At 59.5% G+C, this 16,144-nt stretch carries 20 protein-coding genes; 16 read left to right on the plus strand and 4 right to left on the minus strand.

The genetic code is table 11. The features are described 5' to 3' along the window. Positions 1-286 precede the first annotated feature (286 nt). Positions 287-490 carry a hypothetical protein gene (locus ACR0LF_RS13855; RefSeq protein ID WP_480580866.1) on the plus strand — a complete coding sequence of 68 codons (204 nt, stop codon included), beginning with the start codon at positions 287-289 and terminating at the stop codon, positions 488-490. Between the two features lie 141 nt (positions 491-631). Continuing rightward, on the plus strand, positions 632-1,297 hold the full coding sequence (locus tag ACR0LF_RS13860; RefSeq protein WP_480580864.1) for a Crp/Fnr family transcriptional regulator: 666 nt from the start codon (positions 632-634) through the stop codon (positions 1,295-1,297). Here ACR0LF_RS13860 and rpe read toward each other — a convergent pair. Beyond that, complete coding sequence (gene rpe / locus ACR0LF_RS13865) at positions 1,294-1,980, minus strand: ribulose-phosphate 3-epimerase (protein ID WP_480580862.1); 687 nt, start codon at positions 1,978-1,980, stop codon at positions 1,294-1,296. The two genes, ACR0LF_RS13860 and rpe, sit on opposite strands and share 4 nt — an antisense overlap. 163 nt (positions 1,981-2,143) lie before the next feature. Between rpe and phnC the strand changes: the two genes are divergently transcribed. The 5 genes from phnC to ACR0LF_RS13890 all read left to right on the plus strand — a co-directional run bounded on the left by phnC (position 2,144) and on the right by ACR0LF_RS13890 (position 6,883). Then, the gene (gene phnC / locus ACR0LF_RS13870) at positions 2,144-2,965 is read left to right on the plus strand and encodes a phosphonate ABC transporter ATP-binding protein (protein ID WP_480580860.1); all 822 of its coding nucleotides are present in this window, start codon (positions 2,144-2,146) and stop codon (positions 2,963-2,965) included. A gap of 66 nt (positions 2,966-3,031) precedes the next feature. After that, positions 3,032-3,934, plus strand: a complete 903-nt coding sequence (phnD, locus tag ACR0LF_RS13875) for a phosphonate ABC transporter substrate-binding protein (protein ID WP_480580858.1) — start codon at positions 3,032-3,034, stop codon at positions 3,932-3,934. 63 nt (positions 3,935-3,997) lie between these two features. Continuing rightward, positions 3,998-4,879 (plus strand): phosphonate ABC transporter, permease protein PhnE, encoded by an 882-nt coding sequence (phnE, locus tag ACR0LF_RS13880; protein WP_480580856.1) that lies wholly within the window; start codon positions 3,998-4,000, stop codon positions 4,877-4,879. Beyond that, positions 4,876-6,243 (plus strand): phosphonate ABC transporter, permease protein PhnE, encoded by a 1,368-nt coding sequence (phnE, locus tag ACR0LF_RS13885; protein ID WP_480580854.1) that lies wholly within the window; start codon positions 4,876-4,878, stop codon positions 6,241-6,243. Before phnE (ACR0LF_RS13880) ends, phnE (ACR0LF_RS13885) begins: the two co-directional genes overlap by 4 nt. A 25-nt stretch (positions 6,244-6,268) precedes the next feature. Further along, entirely contained in the window at positions 6,269-6,883 is a 615-nt protein-coding gene (locus tag ACR0LF_RS13890; protein ID WP_480580853.1) for an LbetaH domain-containing protein, read from the plus strand. Positions 6,884-7,049: 166 nt separating this feature from the next. Here ACR0LF_RS13890 and phnF read toward each other — a convergent pair whose 3' ends face one another. After that, positions 7,050-7,760, minus strand: a complete 711-nt coding sequence (phnF, locus tag ACR0LF_RS13895; RefSeq protein ID WP_480580851.1) for a phosphonate metabolism transcriptional regulator PhnF — start codon at positions 7,758-7,760, stop codon at positions 7,050-7,052. A gap of 103 nt (positions 7,761-7,863) precedes the next feature. Here phnF and phnG point away from each other — a divergent pair, with 103 nt between their 5' ends. The 8 genes from phnG (at position 7,864) to phnN (ending at position 13,805) form a co-directional block, all read left to right on the plus strand. Beyond that, complete coding sequence (gene phnG, locus ACR0LF_RS13900; protein ID WP_480580849.1) at positions 7,864-8,322, plus strand: phosphonate C-P lyase system protein PhnG; 459 nt, start codon at positions 7,864-7,866, stop codon at positions 8,320-8,322. Further along, positions 8,322-8,897 carry a phosphonate C-P lyase system protein PhnH gene (gene phnH, locus ACR0LF_RS13905; RefSeq protein WP_480580847.1) on the plus strand — a complete coding sequence of 192 codons (576 nt, stop codon included), beginning with the start codon at positions 8,322-8,324 and terminating at the stop codon, positions 8,895-8,897. Before phnG ends, phnH begins: the two co-directional genes overlap by 1 nt. Before the next feature lie 3 nt (positions 8,898-8,900). After that, positions 8,901-9,992, plus strand: a complete 1,092-nt coding sequence (locus tag ACR0LF_RS13910; RefSeq protein WP_480580845.1) for a carbon-phosphorus lyase complex subunit — start codon at positions 8,901-8,903, stop codon at positions 9,990-9,992. Continuing rightward, the gene (locus ACR0LF_RS13915) at positions 9,989-10,585 is read left to right on the plus strand and encodes an HAD family hydrolase (RefSeq protein ID WP_480580843.1); all 597 of its coding nucleotides are present in this window, start codon (positions 9,989-9,991) and stop codon (positions 10,583-10,585) included. The genes ACR0LF_RS13910 and ACR0LF_RS13915 overlap by 4 nt, the downstream gene beginning before the upstream one ends. A gap of 341 nt (positions 10,586-10,926) precedes the next feature. Next, the gene (locus tag ACR0LF_RS13920) at positions 10,927-11,787 is read left to right on the plus strand and encodes an alpha-D-ribose 1-methylphosphonate 5-phosphate C-P-lyase PhnJ (protein WP_480580841.1); all 861 of its coding nucleotides are present in this window, start codon (positions 10,927-10,929) and stop codon (positions 11,785-11,787) included. Further along, positions 11,784-12,554, plus strand: coding sequence for a phosphonate C-P lyase system protein PhnK (phnK, locus tag ACR0LF_RS13925; protein WP_480580839.1), 771 nt, complete (start codon positions 11,784-11,786; stop codon positions 12,552-12,554). The genes ACR0LF_RS13920 and phnK overlap by 4 nt, the downstream gene beginning before the upstream one ends. Before the next feature lie 22 nt (positions 12,555-12,576). Then, positions 12,577-13,260, plus strand: a complete 684-nt coding sequence (phnL, locus tag ACR0LF_RS13930; RefSeq protein WP_480580837.1) for a phosphonate C-P lyase system protein PhnL — start codon at positions 12,577-12,579, stop codon at positions 13,258-13,260. Continuing rightward, on the plus strand, positions 13,257-13,805 hold the full coding sequence (gene phnN, locus ACR0LF_RS13935; RefSeq protein WP_480580835.1) for a phosphonate metabolism protein/1,5-bisphosphokinase (PRPP-forming) PhnN: 549 nt from the start codon (positions 13,257-13,259) through the stop codon (positions 13,803-13,805). Before phnL ends, phnN begins: the two co-directional genes overlap by 4 nt. On the opposite strand, the gene ACR0LF_RS13940 is transcribed toward phnN, so the two are convergent. Next, a complete protein-coding gene (locus ACR0LF_RS13940; protein ID WP_480580833.1) occupies positions 13,787-14,470 on the minus strand; it encodes a DUF1045 domain-containing protein in 684 nt (227 codons plus the stop codon). The genes phnN and ACR0LF_RS13940 overlap by 19 nt on opposite strands. Positions 14,471-14,522: 52 nt before the next feature. Between ACR0LF_RS13940 and ACR0LF_RS13945 the strand changes: the two genes are divergently transcribed. Next, a complete protein-coding gene (locus ACR0LF_RS13945) occupies positions 14,523-15,665 on the plus strand; it encodes an alpha-D-ribose 1-methylphosphonate 5-triphosphate diphosphatase (RefSeq protein WP_480580831.1) in 1,143 nt (380 codons plus the stop codon). On the opposite strand, the gene ACR0LF_RS13950 is transcribed toward ACR0LF_RS13945, so the two are convergent. Continuing rightward, positions 15,666-16,142: a class I SAM-dependent methyltransferase gene (locus tag ACR0LF_RS13950; RefSeq protein ID WP_480580829.1), complete on the minus strand. Its 477-nt coding sequence runs from the start codon at positions 16,140-16,142 to the stop codon at positions 15,666-15,668. Positions 16,143-16,144: the final 2 nt, after the last annotated feature.

Consider the following 16,144-nt stretch of genomic DNA (forward strand, 5'->3'; position numbering starts at 1 on the left):
ACCGTCGGCGCCGGCGTCGTCTCGAAAATCATCGAGTAATTCGCGCAAGCGAATAGCCAAAGAAAGGGCGTCCTTCGGGACGCCCTTTTTCTATGCGTGCCCTCCATCGGATTAATCCGGACTTCATCAATCGATAAAGAAGCGACCCCATGTAAGCCTTGAGACAAAGAGCGTCGGTCCCGAACCACACCATTTGTTCTCATGTTGCAATCATATCCGCTTGAACGCATCAAATGCCCGCCCCGCGCGGGTCGATACGCCAACGGGTCAAAAGATGGGGAACACCATGTTTGGACTTCGATTCGTACAATACGGCACACGCATCCTGCACAGCAGAGACCTGGATGACATGCAGACGGCGATCCTTGGTGATGAGGAATTCGAAAGCCGCACGGGCGGATCGAAACCCCAGAAAATGGTCAAGTTGACAGCCTGCTACTCGGGCCACCCGAAAAAGCCCGCCCTCCAGCAGCGTTTGTCTTCCAAGTAGACCTTCGCCTTTTTCGATATTTGTCTCCCGGTTGGGAGAAGCACAGAAATCTTTCATGCCGGGTGACGGCACGGCTAAACTCATCATACTCCTTTAAAGGCGCGCTGCAATTTGTAGCGCGCATAACAAACGAGGCATGGTATGGTGGGTTTGGACTTGTTGGTGAACGCGGCGAATGTCTTTTACCTGATTTCCTATTCGGTCAGAGATATCTTCTGGCTGCGTGTTCTATCGGTGATCGGGGCGATGATCCTGTTGCCCTATTACTATCTGCAGCCCGCTCCACTTTGGGCTCCAATCGGTTGGAACCTGTTTTTCACAGGTATCAACTTCTTTTGGATTATTCGGCTGTTGCTTGAACGCCGCCCGGTGCCATTTACCGATACAGAACGTCATCTGTACGAAACTGCGTTGCGCACTTTCAGCGAACGTGACGCGTATAACCTTCTTAAGTCGGGCGTCTGGAAAACCGTTCCCGCCGGAACAAGGCTGTTGACGCAGGGCGACCCCGTTCCACGCCTGTCGCTGATCGTGGAGGGTGAAGTCAGCGTTGAAATGAACGGCAATCCTGTCGACACGCTGGGCGAGGGGCGTTTCCTCGGCGGCACGGCATTTCTGAGCAGGGATCAGGATTTTTCGGCACCGGTGACCGTGACGGCGCTTGGGCCGTCACGTGTCATAAGCTGGGACATGCCCGAGCTGAATGCAGAACTCCGGAAACAACCGGATCTGGCGATTTCGATAGAAGCCAGCCTCGGGCTTGAGATTTCGCGCTTTCTGCAAACGGCGCGTGTGCAGATGGCCTAGAGCGCGCTTTCTGCCGCAGCCCGAACTGCGCGGATGTTTTCGCCGTAGACTTTGGGATCGGAAACCGATCCGCCTTTGAAAACCGCAGACCCTGCGACCAGAACATCGGCGCCTGCGGCTGCCACCAGTGGCGCGGTCTGCGGATCAACGCCACCGTCGATTTCGATATGCACCAGGCGGTCGCCGATCATCTGGCGCAGCTTGCGGACCTTGCTGGTCATGTCGATGAACTTCTGGCCGCCAAAACCGGGGTTCACGGTCATCACACAGACCAGATCGGTCAGGTCCAGAAGATGTTCGACCGACTCTGCTGGTGTGCCGGGGTTCAGCGCTACACCCGCCTTCATACCTGCTGCCCGGATGGCCTGCAACGTGCGGTGCGTGTGCGGCCCTGCCTCGACATGCGCAGTCAGAATATCGGCACCTGCGTCGGCGTAAGCCTGGATATAGGGGTCGACCGGCGTGATCATCAGATGCACATCCATCACCGTCTTTACATGCGGACGAAAGGCTTTGACGGCCGGTGGGCCGAAGGTCAGGTTCGGGACGAAATGGCCATCCATCACGTCCACATGAACCCAGTCGGCGCCCTGCGCTTCGATGGCCTGAATCTCTTGCCCGAAATTGGCGAAATCGGCGGACAGGATCGACGGAGCGATCTTGATGGTGCGGTCAAAGCTCATGTTGGCCTCGTATCAGCTGAAGAGTCGCGGATGCGTATACCTGTGGGGCAGAGGGATGGATAGCCCCTGCAACCGCAGGGTCGTTACAAAACTTTCACTGCGCTGACACATATCCGTTGAATGGCATCTGTAGCTGACCGCCAACACGAATTGGGGGTAGCCTGTGCTTCGGATCAAGAAACTAACCAAACGTTTTGGCGACAATACTGCTGTGGACTCCGCGACGTTGGACGTGGACAAGCCCTGCATGATCGGGATTATCGGGCGGTCTGGTGCAGGCAAATCAACCTTGCTGCGGATGATCAACCGTCTGACGGATGCCAGCGACGGTGAAATCCTGTTCGAAGGCCGCGATGTGACCCAATTGAAGGGTCGTGACAAACGCGCGTGGCAGGCCGACTGCGCGATGATCTTCCAACAGTTCAATCTGGTGCCGCGCTTGGATGTGGTGTCGAACGTGCTGCACGGGACGCTGAACCGTCATTCGACACTGGCGACCATGTTCAACCTGTTCCCGATGGATGAAATCCATCGCGCCATCGACATTCTGGACCGTCTGGGCATCGCCGAGCACGCGCCGAAACGGGCCGAGGCCCTATCGGGCGGTCAGCAACAGCGCGTCGCCATCGCGCGGGCCCTGATGCAGGACCCCAAGATCATTCTGGCGGACGAACCCATCGCCTCGCTGGACCCGATGAACGCTCAGGTGGTGATGCAGGCGCTGCGTCGTATCCACGAAGAGGATGGCCGCACCGTCATCGCCAACTTGCACACGCTGGATACCGCGCGCCGCTACTGCGACCGCGTGGTCGGGATGCGTGACGGGCGCATCGTGTTCGACGGCCTGCCCGAGCAACTGACGACCGGCGTGGCCCGCGAAATCTATGGTGCCGATGCCAGCTTCTCGGAAGAGGCGACATCGACCGAGATCGAAACTCTGGACGCCACCCAGAAGGCCCTGATGGAAGCGGAAGCGACCGTCTGAGCCACCAACCCCCTTTCATCGCCCGGTCCGATGAAAGACCGGGGTAATCAAACTGGAGAGAGACAGATGAAAAAACTGATTGCTGTTTTGGCAGCCACCACTACGCTTGCGGCCCCGGTCATGGCTCAGGACATCAGCGAATTCCGTATCGGCATTCTGGGCGGCGAGAACGCTCAGGACCGTTTGAACAACAACGAGTGCCTGCGCGTCTACACCGAAGAGGCTCTGGGCGTTCCGGCCAAACTGTTTGCGCCTGCCGACTATAACGGTGTGATCCAAGGCCTGCTGGGCGGCACCATCGACGTGGCATGGCTGGGTGCCTCGGGTTACGCGAAAACTTACCTGAGCGATCCCGAAGCGGTCGAGCCGGTTCTGGTCAAGGTCAATACCGATGGTGGCTATGGCTACTATTCGGTTGGATTTGCCCGCAAGGACAGCGGCATCAGCTCGCTGGAAGACATGAAGGGCAAGACCTTTGGTTTTGGCGACCCGAACTCGACCTCGGGCTACCTGATCCCGTCGATTGAAATCCCTGCGGCCACCGGTGCCACCATGGATTCGGGCGACTACTTTGGTGAAGTTAAGTTCACCGGCGGTCACGAGCAGACCATCGTCGCAGTCAACAACGGCGACGTCGATGGCGGTGTGACATGGGCCGACGGTCTGGGCGAATGGGAAGACGGTTACCAGTCGGGCGCTCTGCGCCGTGCCGTGGATGCCGGTCTGGTCGATATGAACGACATGGTCGAGATCTGGAAATCCAAGCCGATCCCGGAAGGTCCGGTCGTGGTTCGCAAAGCCCTGCCTGAAGACGTCAAAGCCAAAGTGACCGAGCTGTGGGACACTCTGAGCGAGAAAGATCAGGAGTGCTTCTACGGTGTGGCCGCGGGCGAAGCCAAAAGCTTCGACCCGATCACACATGACGCCTACGAAGTCATCATCGAAGCACGCAAGCTGAAGTCCAACTAAATCAGGACGATACGCGGGGTCCGGGACAAAGCCGGACCCCGTTTTACCACTCAGGAGCATTCCATGACAGACCTGACTGCAGGGTCCTCGACCGTCGATCAGATCCGCGACGACTATACCGCGATGGCGCGACGCAAGAGGGTCTATGGTGGTATCCTTCTGATCCTGTTCGTGGCCATGATGGCCGCAGGGTTCCGCACAGCCGACAGCCGCAATGCGGGCAGTTTCATCGACGGCTGGCACCGGATTTTTGATTATCCGGCCGAGGTTTTGTCAGAGGCGTGGGAAAAGATCGCCGAGATGCCGGCGAATCTTGTCGAGTTCTTCCCGGCTCTTGTTGAGACTCTGAACATTGCGGCTGCGGCAACACTGGTCGGGACGATTCTGGGCACGTTTCTGTCACTGATGTCCACGCGGGGCATGGCCTATTGGCCGTCGCTGATCCCTCTGTTCCGCCGTATCTCGGATGTCTTCCGGGCGATCCCCGAGATCGTTATCGCGCTGGTTCTGATTTTCATTCTGGGCGGTGGCCCGGTGCCTGCAATGATCGCAATTGCGATCCACACAGCGGGCGCGTTGGGCAAGCTGTTTTCCGAGGTCAACGAAAACGTCTCGCTCAAGCCGGTCGAAGGGTTGCAATCCGTCGGTGCCAACTGGTCTCAGCGCATGTATCTGGGCGTGATCCCGCAGGTCGGACCGAACTACGTCAGCTATGCGCTGCTGCGGTTCGAGATCAATATCCGCGCTTCGGCCATCCTTGGGTTCGTGGGCGCCGGCGGTCTGGGCTATGAGTTGCGCAACGCCATGTCCTGGGGGCAGGGGCGTTATGATGAGGCTGCTGCCATCTTCATCCTTCTCTTCGTTACGATCGTGGTCGTCGACCAGCTGTCTGGCTATCTGCGCGACCGTCTGACCCACGGGTCGGAAAAAGGAGCCTCGGCATGAGCACTTTCGCTACCAATCTGACTGTCGATCAGCTCAAGGCCGAAGCAGACCGTCTGTTCAGCCGCAAACGTATTACGAATTTCGGCCTGCCCGTTTTGGTGCTTGCCTATCTGGTCTACGTTTTCTTTGCCTTCGACGTGCCAGGGCTCGCTGCGCGGGCCAATTGGGAAAATGGCAAGACGCTGGTTTCCGACAGCTACAGCTACAAAACCCATATCGAGCGGGACAACCGCTCCGGCGAAGTCTCAGCCGCGATTGAGGGCGAGCGCAAAGGCACATATCCCGAAGGTCAGGCCCCGGATTGGGTAACGCTGAGCGAGACAACGGTGATTGACCTCGAAAATGGTCATGTTGTGCGCTTTGGTCCTGAGGAGGTGGAATATGACATTCCCGGCTACGGCACTATCCGTGCGACGCCCACGCGCACCGCAGGCGTGCAGGCGGAATTACCCGACGGAGAGGTGCCGGACTGGATCAATGTGTCCAAGAACCGGCTGGCTGTGACCACTGACGCAGGGCGTTTGACTGTCACCCGGAACCGGTCGGAAGTGTTCCGCTATTTCACAGGGTGGGAGCTGTTCTGGTTCACGCTCGACAGTCCTTATTACGGACAGTCATTCCCGGATCTTGTCGGGCGCGCCGCGTCGGGTGAAGCGGGCGAAATCTTCAATGATTTCTGGACCAACAAGATGTGGCGGCATCAAGACGTGGCATGGGCAATCTTTGAAACGATCCTGATGGCGTTTCTGGGCACGCTGGGCGCGGCCATGGTCGCCCTGCCACTGGCCTTCCTTGCAACACGCAATTTCAACCCGATGAAATCCGTCCGCTTTGCGACGCGTCGTGTATTCGATTTCGTGCGCGGCGTGGATGCGTTGATCTGGACTGTCGTACTGGCCCGTGCCTTTGGTCCCGGACCGCTGACCGGCGCATTGGCTATCCTCGTGACGGATACGGGTACGTTCGGCAAGATCTTTTCGGAGGCGCTGGAAAATGTGGATCAGAAGCAGATCGAAGGTGTGCAATCGACCGGGGCCAACGCGCCGCAGCGCTATCGCTTTGGCGTGATCCCGCAGATCACGCCGGTTCTGCTCAGCCAGCTTCTCTATTTCCTCGAATCCAACACGCGCAGCGCCACTGTGATCGGCGCGATCACTGGCGGCGGTATAGGTCTGCTGCTGACGCAGGCGATCATTACGCAGAAGGACTGGGAAGAGGTCGCCTATTACATTGTCCTGATCATCCTGATGGTGATGCTGATGGACTGGCTCTCGGGCTGGTTGCGCAAGCGCCTGATTCAGGGCGAGACCGGCAAAAAGCGCAAACCGCGCGATCTGCAGGCCAAGCCGTTGCTGCTGCCGTGATTTAAAAACAAGGACGATCAAGACCATGGCGCGCCTCCGTTCCGATCAGCCGTTCATCCATCCCGATTGCCAGATCACCGACAGCACGTTCGGAGAATATGTTGAGATCGGCGCGGGCAGCCGCCTCGCCAATACCGCTTGGGGAGACTATTCCTATTGCGACCGGACCTGCGACATCGCCAACGCGCAGATCGGCAAATTCGCCAATATCGCCAGCTTTACCCGGATCGGGGCCACGGATCACCCGATGGAGAAAGCCTCGCTGCATCATTTCCTGTATCGGTCTGCTAGCTATTGGGAGGGTGAGCCGGACGACGCCGACTGGTTCGCGCATCGCGCCAGCCGGATGGCTTGTATCGGCCACGATACCTGGATCGGCCACGCCGCGCTGATCAAACCCGAAGTGACGATTGGCCATGGCGCGATCGTGGCCTCAGGCGCGGTGGTGACCAAGGACGTGCCGCCCTATACAATTGTTGGAGGGGTCACGGCCCAACCGATCCGTCGCCGCTTTCCCCAAGGTGTTGCAGACCGGATGATGGCGCTGGCTTGGTGGGATTGGGATAACGCCCGCCTGCGCAAAGCCCTGCCGGATTTTCGCGCGCTGAGCGCCGAGACCTTTCTGGAGAAATACGAATAAACCCGTCGCTTTTGTCGGCAGGGCGGCCTCCCGCACCCGCAAGTGCATCGGCTGCGCCGACCCCCTCTGGCGGCTTTGGGCCCGGCGCCGCGCAAGGCGCGGCGCTACGCCCAACGGGATGAGACCTCCGCAAGGAGGTTGAAGATGGGCGGGAGAGCCTGCGGTTTCAGTCCTCGTTCAGGGTCAGGGTGACGCGTTCCCCGGCAAAAACGGTTCTGCCATATTCCACCGGCTGCCCCTCGGGGTCGGCGTTGATGCCGACCGAGCACAGAACAGGCGCGCCTTCGGTCAGTTGCAGGTGCAGCGCCTGCACGGCGGTCGCTGCGCGGGCGGTCAGCCGAGTCGAGATACGGGTATAATCCGCAACACCGCAGCCTTGCAGCGCCTTGGTGACCGATTGGGTGTCCGACAGGACCTCAAGCAGATCGGGGAAGCGAACCGCGGGAAAGACGCTCTGGAACAGGCCAATGGGCTGCCCGTCGGCCAGCGAAAGACCGTCATAGACATGCACCGGGTCACCAGAGGCCAGGCCTAATGCCTCGGCCTCGGCCTCATCGGCGGCGCGGGTGGTCAGGGCCAGGATCTTCTTGCCGGGGATCTTGCCGCTGGCCGAGATGTTCTTGTGATACCTCACCCGCTTGCCAATCGGGTAATCGGTGGGCCGTGCGGCGACGAATACGCCTGCCCCGCGCCGGGCGTGAACAAGTCCCTGTTCGGCCATCTCTGACAGGGCACGCCGGACCGTGTGGCGATTGACGCCATGCGCGGCGGCCAACGTGGCCTCGGTCGGCAGGCGGTCTCCGGTCTGATACCGGCCTTCGGCGATGTCCGAGGTCAGGCTCAGGGCGATACTTTTCCAGATCGGCGTTTTGCTCATGTCATTAAATCTTCACGAAGTTGCAGATTGCGACTCGGAAGCCTTAAGGTTAATATTTGTCTAGTTGTATAGTTCATGTAGACAACCCGGCCAAGAGGCTTTGATGACAAATCAGACAGAAACCGCGACCGCTGCGCGCAAGGAATGGATGGGCCTGCTGGCCCGTGCGCCCGAGGATGCCGTGATGAAACTTTGGGAAGGTGTTGCAGACCGCCCGAAATTCGAATGGCTCCGTAGCCCCGAGGTGGGTGGTGTGATGGTGCGGGGGCGCACTGGCGGCACCGGCGTGTCCTTCAATCTGGGCGAAATGTCCGTCACCCGCTGTTCGCTGCTGCTTGAGGACGGCACCGTCGGGCATGGCTATGTGCAGGGCCGCTCGAAACCCAAGGCCGAGGCGGCGGCGCTGATCGACGCGCTGATGCAGACGCCAGCGGCAGACGTGATCCGGGCGCAGGTGATCAACCCGCTGATACAGCAGATGCACGCGGTTAAATCCGCCCGCGCAGCCAAAGCGGCAGCCACCAAGGTCGAGTTTTTCACTATGGTCCGGGGAGAGGATTGATGAACGCGCAAACTCAATTTTCTGGCGGGTTCCGCAATGCACCGATCGATGCCGCCCATGCTTTCCGCGCGGCCATGACTGTCATGGCGCGCCCGGGTGAAATCCGCGACTTAACGGGCAGTGAACCACCTGCGCCCCTGTCCGTGTCGGCCGGCACGCTGCTGCTGACGCTGTGCGATCCCGAAACAAAGGTGCATCTGGCTGGCGTCACCGACTCCGATGCTGTGCGTAAATGGCTGACCTTTCACACAGGTGCGCCGATTGTGTCTGCCGACCAAGCTGATTTCGCGGTTGGTACGTGGGACGCGCTGGGTCCGCTCAACGCTTATCGTATCGGAACGCCGGAATACCCGGATCGTTCAGCGACCCTGATTGTCGAGTGTGAGCAGCTTGAGCAACGCGGCGCGGTTCTGAGTGGCCCGGGGATCAAGGGCACTGCGCGGTTGTCTCTGCCGGATATCTTGGCGCTTCAGGGCAATGCGACGCTCTATCCGTTGGGGTGTGATTTCTTCTTTACCTGCGGTGACAAGGTCGCGGCCCTGCCGCGCAGCACGCAGATCAGGGCAGAGGACTAAGCGATGTATGTTGCTGTCAAAGGGGGCGAAAAAGCCATCGAGAATGCCCATGCGTGGCTGGCCGAAGAACGCCGGGGCGCGACAGATGTGGCGGAGCTGAGTCTTGCACAGATCCGCGAACAGCTGAGCCTGGCGGTGAACCGGGTCATGGCCGAAGGGTCCTTATACGACCCCGATCTTGCCGCGCTGGCCATCAAGCAGGCACGTGGTGATCTGATCGAAGCGATCTTTCTGATCCGCGCCTATCGCACGACACTGCCGCGTTTTGGCTATTCCAACCCGGTTGAAACCGGTGAGATGGCGTGCGACCGCCGGATCTCGGCCACGTTTAAGGATGCGCCCGGGGGGCAGGTTCTGGGGCCGACCTTCGATTACACACACCGTTTGCTGGACTTCAAACTGGCTGCAGATGGTGAAACACCCAAGGCACCCGAAGGCCCCGCGCGGCAGGAGCCCACGCCGCACATTACCGAATTCCTGAAGGGCGATGACATCATTCAGGATGAACCATTCAGCGATGAAACCCCGGGCGATCTGACTCGTGAACCGATGGAATTTCCGGCCAACCGGCCCCTGCGCCTGCAATCGCTGACCCGTGGGGACGAAGGCTTTGTGCTGGGCATGGCCTATTCCACCCAGCGGGGTTACGCCCGTAACCACGCCTTTGTAGGTGAACTGCGCATCGGCAAGGTCGCGGTTGAAATGGACGTCCCCGAACTGGGCTTTGCCATTGATATCGGTGAGGTTGAACTGACCGAGTGTGAGACGGTGAACCAGTTCACGGGCTCCAAGACTGAACCGCCGCAGTTTACGCGCGGCTATGGTCTGGTCTTTGGTCAATCCGAACGAAAGTCCATCGCGATGGCCCTGGTCGATCGGGCGCTGCGGTGGGAAGAGCTGGGCGAAGACAATCTGGGCGCGCCTGCGCAGGATGAAGAATTTGTTCTAAGCCACGCGGACAACATTCAGGCCACAGGTTTCCTCGAACATATCAAACTGCCCCATTACGTCGATTTCCAATCCGAGCTGGAACTGGTCCGCAAACTGCGTAGCGAGGCCGAAGAGCGCATTACCCTAAAGGAGGCCGCAGAATGAAGGCCGTTGTTTTTGATATCGGAAACGTTCTGATCCGGTGGGATCCGCATCTGGCCTGGTTGGACGAGATGGGCAGCCGCGAGGCCGTGGCCGAGTTTCTGACCCGCATCGATTTCCAGGATCGCAACCTGCGCGCCGACGGCGGCGAGATGTTCGCTGATCTGGCAGCTGAACTGGAGGACGCCGAAGACCGACGGCGTCTAAATGTTTACGTTGAACGCTATGCCACGACCGTCCCGCACAAGATCGAGGGGACCTGGCAGGTGCTCTATCGTTTGAAAGAGCAGGGCAATCCGGTTCACGCGATCACCAACTGGTCTGCCGAAACTTGGCCTGTTGGCGTAGGCGCGCATCCGGAATTGGGCGACGTTTTCGGCGTGACGGTCGTGTCCGGGCAGGAAAAGTTGTTGAAACCGCAGCCAGAGATTTTCCATCGCTTGTGTGAACGGGCCGATCTTCCCCCCGAGAACTGTATTTTCATCGACGACGGGTTGCACAACGTCGAAGGCGCGCGCGCCGTTGGCATGGATGGCATCCATTTCACCGATCCGGAAGCCTTTGAGGCCGCGCTGATTGCGCGGGGGGTGTTATGATTGAGCGCAGCGTATCTCAATCAGCTCTGTCACAGGAAAAGAATTGTCCTGAAACGTATATGATTGAAGCAAAGTATTTGCCTGAAATCAGAAATATGACCGACGGCTTAGTCGCCACCACCTCCACAATCTCCGCCTCCGGAATCACTGTCACCTCCGACCCAAATGCCTGTCGAGGTGTTGTGAGATTCCTGTCTTGGCCGGTTCAGCCGTTTTCGCGATGGCAGTCGCCAAATGTAAAAAACGAACGCGAGTGCGCCTAGGATGACAATGATTTCGCCAGTGGAAACATCAGACATAAAACAGGTCTCCGTTTGAGTTACTATGAGGAAAAACACGTCATGAGCGAGTATAACTTCGCCTATCTGGACGAGCAAACCAAGCGGATGATCCGTCGGGCGATCCTCAAAGGATTGGCCGTGCCGGGGTATCAGGTGCCCTTTGCCAGCCGCGAGATGCCGATGCCGTATGGTTGGGGTACGGGCGGCGTTCAGGTCTCGGCGGCGACGCTGACGCCCGAGGATACGTTTAAGGTGATCGATCAGGGCGCAGACGACACCACCAACGCAGTGTCGATCCGCAAGTTCTTTGAGAACACCGCGGGGGTCGCGACCACGGAAGAGACGGAAAAGGCTACGGTCATTCAGACCCGCCATCGCATCCCCGAGGCAAAGCTGCGTGAAGACCAGATCATCGTCTATCAGGTGCCGATCCCGGAACCTTTGCGCTTTCTGGAGCCGCGCGAGACCGAGACGCGCAAAATGCACAGCCTCGAGGAATATGGTCTGATGCATGTGAAACTGTATGAGGACATCAGCCAGCATGGGGCGATCTCGACCGCCTATGCCTATCCGGTGAAAGTGTCTGGCCGGTATGTGATGGACCCGTCTCCGATCCCGAAATTCGACAATCCAAAGCTTGAGATGGATGCGATTCAGCTTTTCGGTGCCGGACGTGAGCAGCGTATCTATGCGGTGCCCCCGCATACCAAGGTCGTGAGCCTCGATTTTGAGGATTACCCGTTTGAGGCCACCAAGGCCAATCATCCCTGCGACCTGTGCGGGGCCGAGGACAGCTATCTGGATGAGGTGATCATGGATGACGCAGGCAACCGGATGTTTGTCTGCTCTGACACCGATTATTGCCGGTCACGCCGCGAGGCGGGCCATGTGGGCCGACTGGCCGAGGAGGACGCGGCATGACCCCCCTGTTGCAGGTCAAAGGCATCGAAAAGCGCTATGGTGCGCAGATCGGATGCGCGGATGTGAATTTCGATCTCTACCCCGGAGAAGTGATGGGGATCGTCGGTGAAAGTGGTTCGGGCAAGTCGACCTTGCTGAACTGTTTGGCAGGACATCAGGAGCCTGATGCCGGGCAGGTGATCTTTGATACCCGCGTCGACGGGCCGGTGGATACGGTCACCATGTCCGAGCCCGAACGCCGGATGCTGAGCCGCACTGATTGGGCGTTCGTGCATCAGCACGCGCGCGACGGGCTGCGAATGTCAGTCAGCGCAGGCGGCAATATCGGTGAGCGGCTGATGGCGGTGGGCGACCGGCACTATGGCGACATTCGGGACAAGGCGATCGACTGGCTGGGCCGGGTCGAGATTGACGCCTCCCGTGTCGATGATCGCCCCAGTGCGTTTTCAGGTGGGATGCAGCAGCGCCTGCAAATCGCGCGCAATCTGGTGACAGGCCCTCGGCTGGTGTTCATGGATGAGCCGACCGGAGGACTTGACGTTTCTGTTCAGGCGCGCCTGCTGGATTTGCTGCGCGGGCTGGTGCGCGAGATGGGGCTGAGCGCCATCATCGTGACGCACGATCTGGCGGTGGTGCGTCTGTTGGCGGACCGCTTGATGGTGATGAAGAGCGGCCATGTGGTCGAGGCCGGGCTGACCGATCAGGTGCTGGACGACCCGCAACACGCCTATACGCAGTTGCTGGTGTCCAGCGTTCTGCAGGTTTGAGTATTTGGGAAAAGATGAAGCGATGATTGAACTGATCGATGTAAGCAAATGCTTCACCCTGCATAATCAGGGCAGCGCCGTGATCCCGGTAATGGAAGGTGCGTCGCTGAAGGTTGAACCGGGGGAGTGTGTTGCTTTGACGGGGGCGTCCGGTGCAGGCAAGTCGACGCTGATGCGGGTGATCTACGGCAACTATCTGGTGGCCTCTGGTCAGGTGCTGGTCGGGGGGTTGGACGTGGCCAAGGCTGAGCCGCGTCAAATCCTGTCACTGCGTCGCGACACGTTAGGCTATGTCAGTCAGTTCCTGCGGGTTGTCCCTCGGGTGCCGACGCTGGAGGTTGTGGCGGAACCTCTGCTGGCGGTGGGTTGTGACAAGGACGCGGCTCTGGGCAAGGCAGCCGGGTTGTTGAGACGGTTGAACATTCCAGAGCGTTTGTGGACTTTGAGCCCGACGACTTTTTCTGGTGGTGAACAGCAACGGGTCAATATTGCGCGCGGCTTTGCGCATGAGTATCCGGCGATGTTGCTGGATGAGCCGACGGCAAGTCTGGATGCGCAGAACCGGGAAACCGTTCTATCGCTGATCGAAGAGGCAAAGCACCGAGGCGCGGCGATTGTTGGGATTTTCCACGATCTCGACGCACGTGAGCGGATCTGTGACCGCGAGGTCAATGTCTCGGACTTCACACCGGTGTTGGTTGCATGACGCTAGCTCCGGTCATAGCTGTTGTCGGCCCCTCGGGTGTTGGCAAAGACAGCGTTATGCAAGCGTTGGTTGACGTGTCCCCGGGCGTCCAGCGCCTGCGGCGTGTGATCACCCGCCCCGAAGGCGAAGAGGGTGAGGATTTCGACCGGGTCTCGGTTGAGCAGTTCCAGCAGATGGAACGTGAAGGGGCCTTTGCGCTGAGTTGGTCTGCGCATGGGCTGTTCTACGGTGTGCCGAACACGATTGCGCAGCAGCGGCAGAAGGCCGACGCCGTTCTGGTCAACCTTTCTCGCGCGATGTTGGTGCAGGCACAGGAGGTGTTTGGCGACCTGATCGTGATTTCCCTGACTGCGGAGGCCGAGGTTCTGGCGCAGCGCCTGTCATCAAGGGGGCGGGAAAGCGCAGCGGAACAAGCACGGCGGATGGGTCGTGCCAAAGCGCCTTTACCTGACGGTTTGAACCGGGTCATCGAAGTCGACAACTCTGGCGCACTGGAAGGCACGGTTGCCGAGATTCTGTCGCAACTTCAACCGGAAAGCGCGTAGCGATGGATCAGGTGAAACCGTCCATCCTCGGCCTCACCCATCAGGGCCAGATCGGTGATCTGGAAGGGTCGCGGCAGCAACGGGGCCAGATGGGTTTGCAGCGCTTTCTGAGTCGCCCTGAGCGTTGGCTTGTCCAGCTTGCCGCTGAGCGTGATGTGAAAGCGAAACGCATCCAACACATAAGGATAGCCCCATTGGACCAGATTGGCGTCCTGTTCCGGGGTCAACCCGGCGGCGCGACGGCGGGTCAGTTCAGCTTCGGTCGCTGGGCTGCGAAAACTGTCCAATTCCTGAACGCATGCAGTGGCCAGACCATTCAATGCTTGCGTCTCGCCCAGTGGCCGCAGGGCCAGAAAGCGGCCGAGCCGGGCAATTTCGAGACCATCCAGCGTGACAATGGGTTGGTTGGTGGCAAGAGAACCGCAAGCCGCGTGCAAGGCGTGGAATGTTTGGCCCTCGCTAAGTCTGAAGGGCGGTTTAAGTGTCGCGTGCAGCCCGTATTTGCGCGGCACCTCCGTGACGGCAGCAACGTCGATGTCCCGGATCAGCGGATGCGCCACCGGCGTTCCGGTCTCCATGTCCCAACCCAGCCAACTGGTTGCAAATTTCGTCCACTCTGCCCCCGTGGGTGGCGCAAAATAGATCGCGTATCGCGTGAATGTCACTTTGGCCTCCTATTGCGTGGCCTACCACTACCTCAAACTGCGTGAAGTTCAGATGACAGAAGACTTGATCCTTGCCAATGCCACGCTTGTGTTGCCGAATGAAACCGTAACCGGCAGTGTCCGGATTGTCGGAGAGACCATCGCCGAGATCGATACCGGGAACACGGTTCCGTCTGGTGCGATTGATTGTGAGGGCGATTATGTCAGCCCCGGCCTGGTCGAGTTGCACACGGATAATCTTGAGCGTCACATTCAACCCCGTCCCAAGGTGGACTGGCCCCATGCTGCCGCGATCCTTGCGCATGATGCGGAACTTGCCAGCACAGGGATCACGACCGTGTTTGACGCCATGCGGGTGGGGTCTATCCCGTCAGGCGCGGCGCGCTATGGCAAATATGCCCGTGGTCTGTCGCAGGAACTGTGGGACCTGCGTGAACAGGATGCACTCAAGATCAGTCACTTCCTGCATCTGCGGGCCGAGGTGTGTTCCGAGACCCTGGTCGAAGAATTGGACGAGTTCGGGCCCGAGGACAGGGTTGGCCTTGTGTCCATCATGGATCACACCCCTGGCCAACGGCAGTTCCGCGATCTGGCCAAGCTTGAGGCGTATATGAAAGGCAAACATGCGATGGACGATGATACATTCCTGCAGCATGTGGCCAAGCTAAAGGGGCTTCGGGATCGAAATGGCGATGTCCACGAGGTTGAAACCGTGAAAGCCGCTCGCCGATTTGGGGCTGTTTTGGCGAGCCATGACGACACGACCGAGGATCAGGTGAAAGTGTCCGCAGGCCACGGTATTCGATTGGCAGAATTCCCGACCACGGTCGAGGCTGCGCGAGCCTGTCACGATCACGACATCATGGTCATGATGGGCGCGCCCAACATTATTCGCGGGGGTTCGCATTCGGGCAATGTTGCGGCGCGCGAGCTGGCCGAGCTTGGGCATCTGGACATCATGTCCTCGGACTATGTGCCGTCGGCGCTGTTGTTGTCGGCGGCCAAGTTGGGTGAGATGTGGGGCGATATGGCGCGCGGGATGAAGACGGTGACGCTGGCCCCGGCGCAAGCGGCCGGTTTGGAGGATCGGGGCGAGTTGCGCGCCGACGCTCGTGCTGATGTCATCCGGTTTCGGATGCGGGCGGGTGTTCCGGCCCTGAACTCGGTCTGGGCGCGTGGTCGGCGTGTGGCGTGATCAGGCGGTGTAGAACAGGTAGCGGTCCGGGGCGATTGTCTCGGGACCTTTGATCTGCTCGAAGCCGACAAGGGGCTGGCCGGAGATCAGCAGCCCGCCGGGTTGCATCACTTGCGCGATCAGCGGGCTCAGGCGCGCAGCCTCGGCAACATCTTCATGCTTGATCCCGCGCCCGAAATCGTAATGCGCCAGTGCGATCCTGTGTCCTTCAGCCGCCAGTTTCTTCAGCATCGGCTCGGCCTCGCCTTGCAAAAAATCCTCGGCCGGAGGGGTGCTGTCCGGATGGCATTGCAGGACCCGGTCCATCACCCAGATCCGACGCTCTGGCAGGATTTCACGCAGGTGATCATAGGTGCGGCCATTGCCCAGCCCCATGTCTAGCACGTCGCCTGGCTGACCGATGATCCGTTCGGCGGCCCAGTTCAGCCCGTCGCGTTGAGCCGTCAGTCGGCGCAGCATGGAATCCAGTCTGCTCATGG

Source organism: Ruegeria sp. E8 (assembly GCF_056533985.1).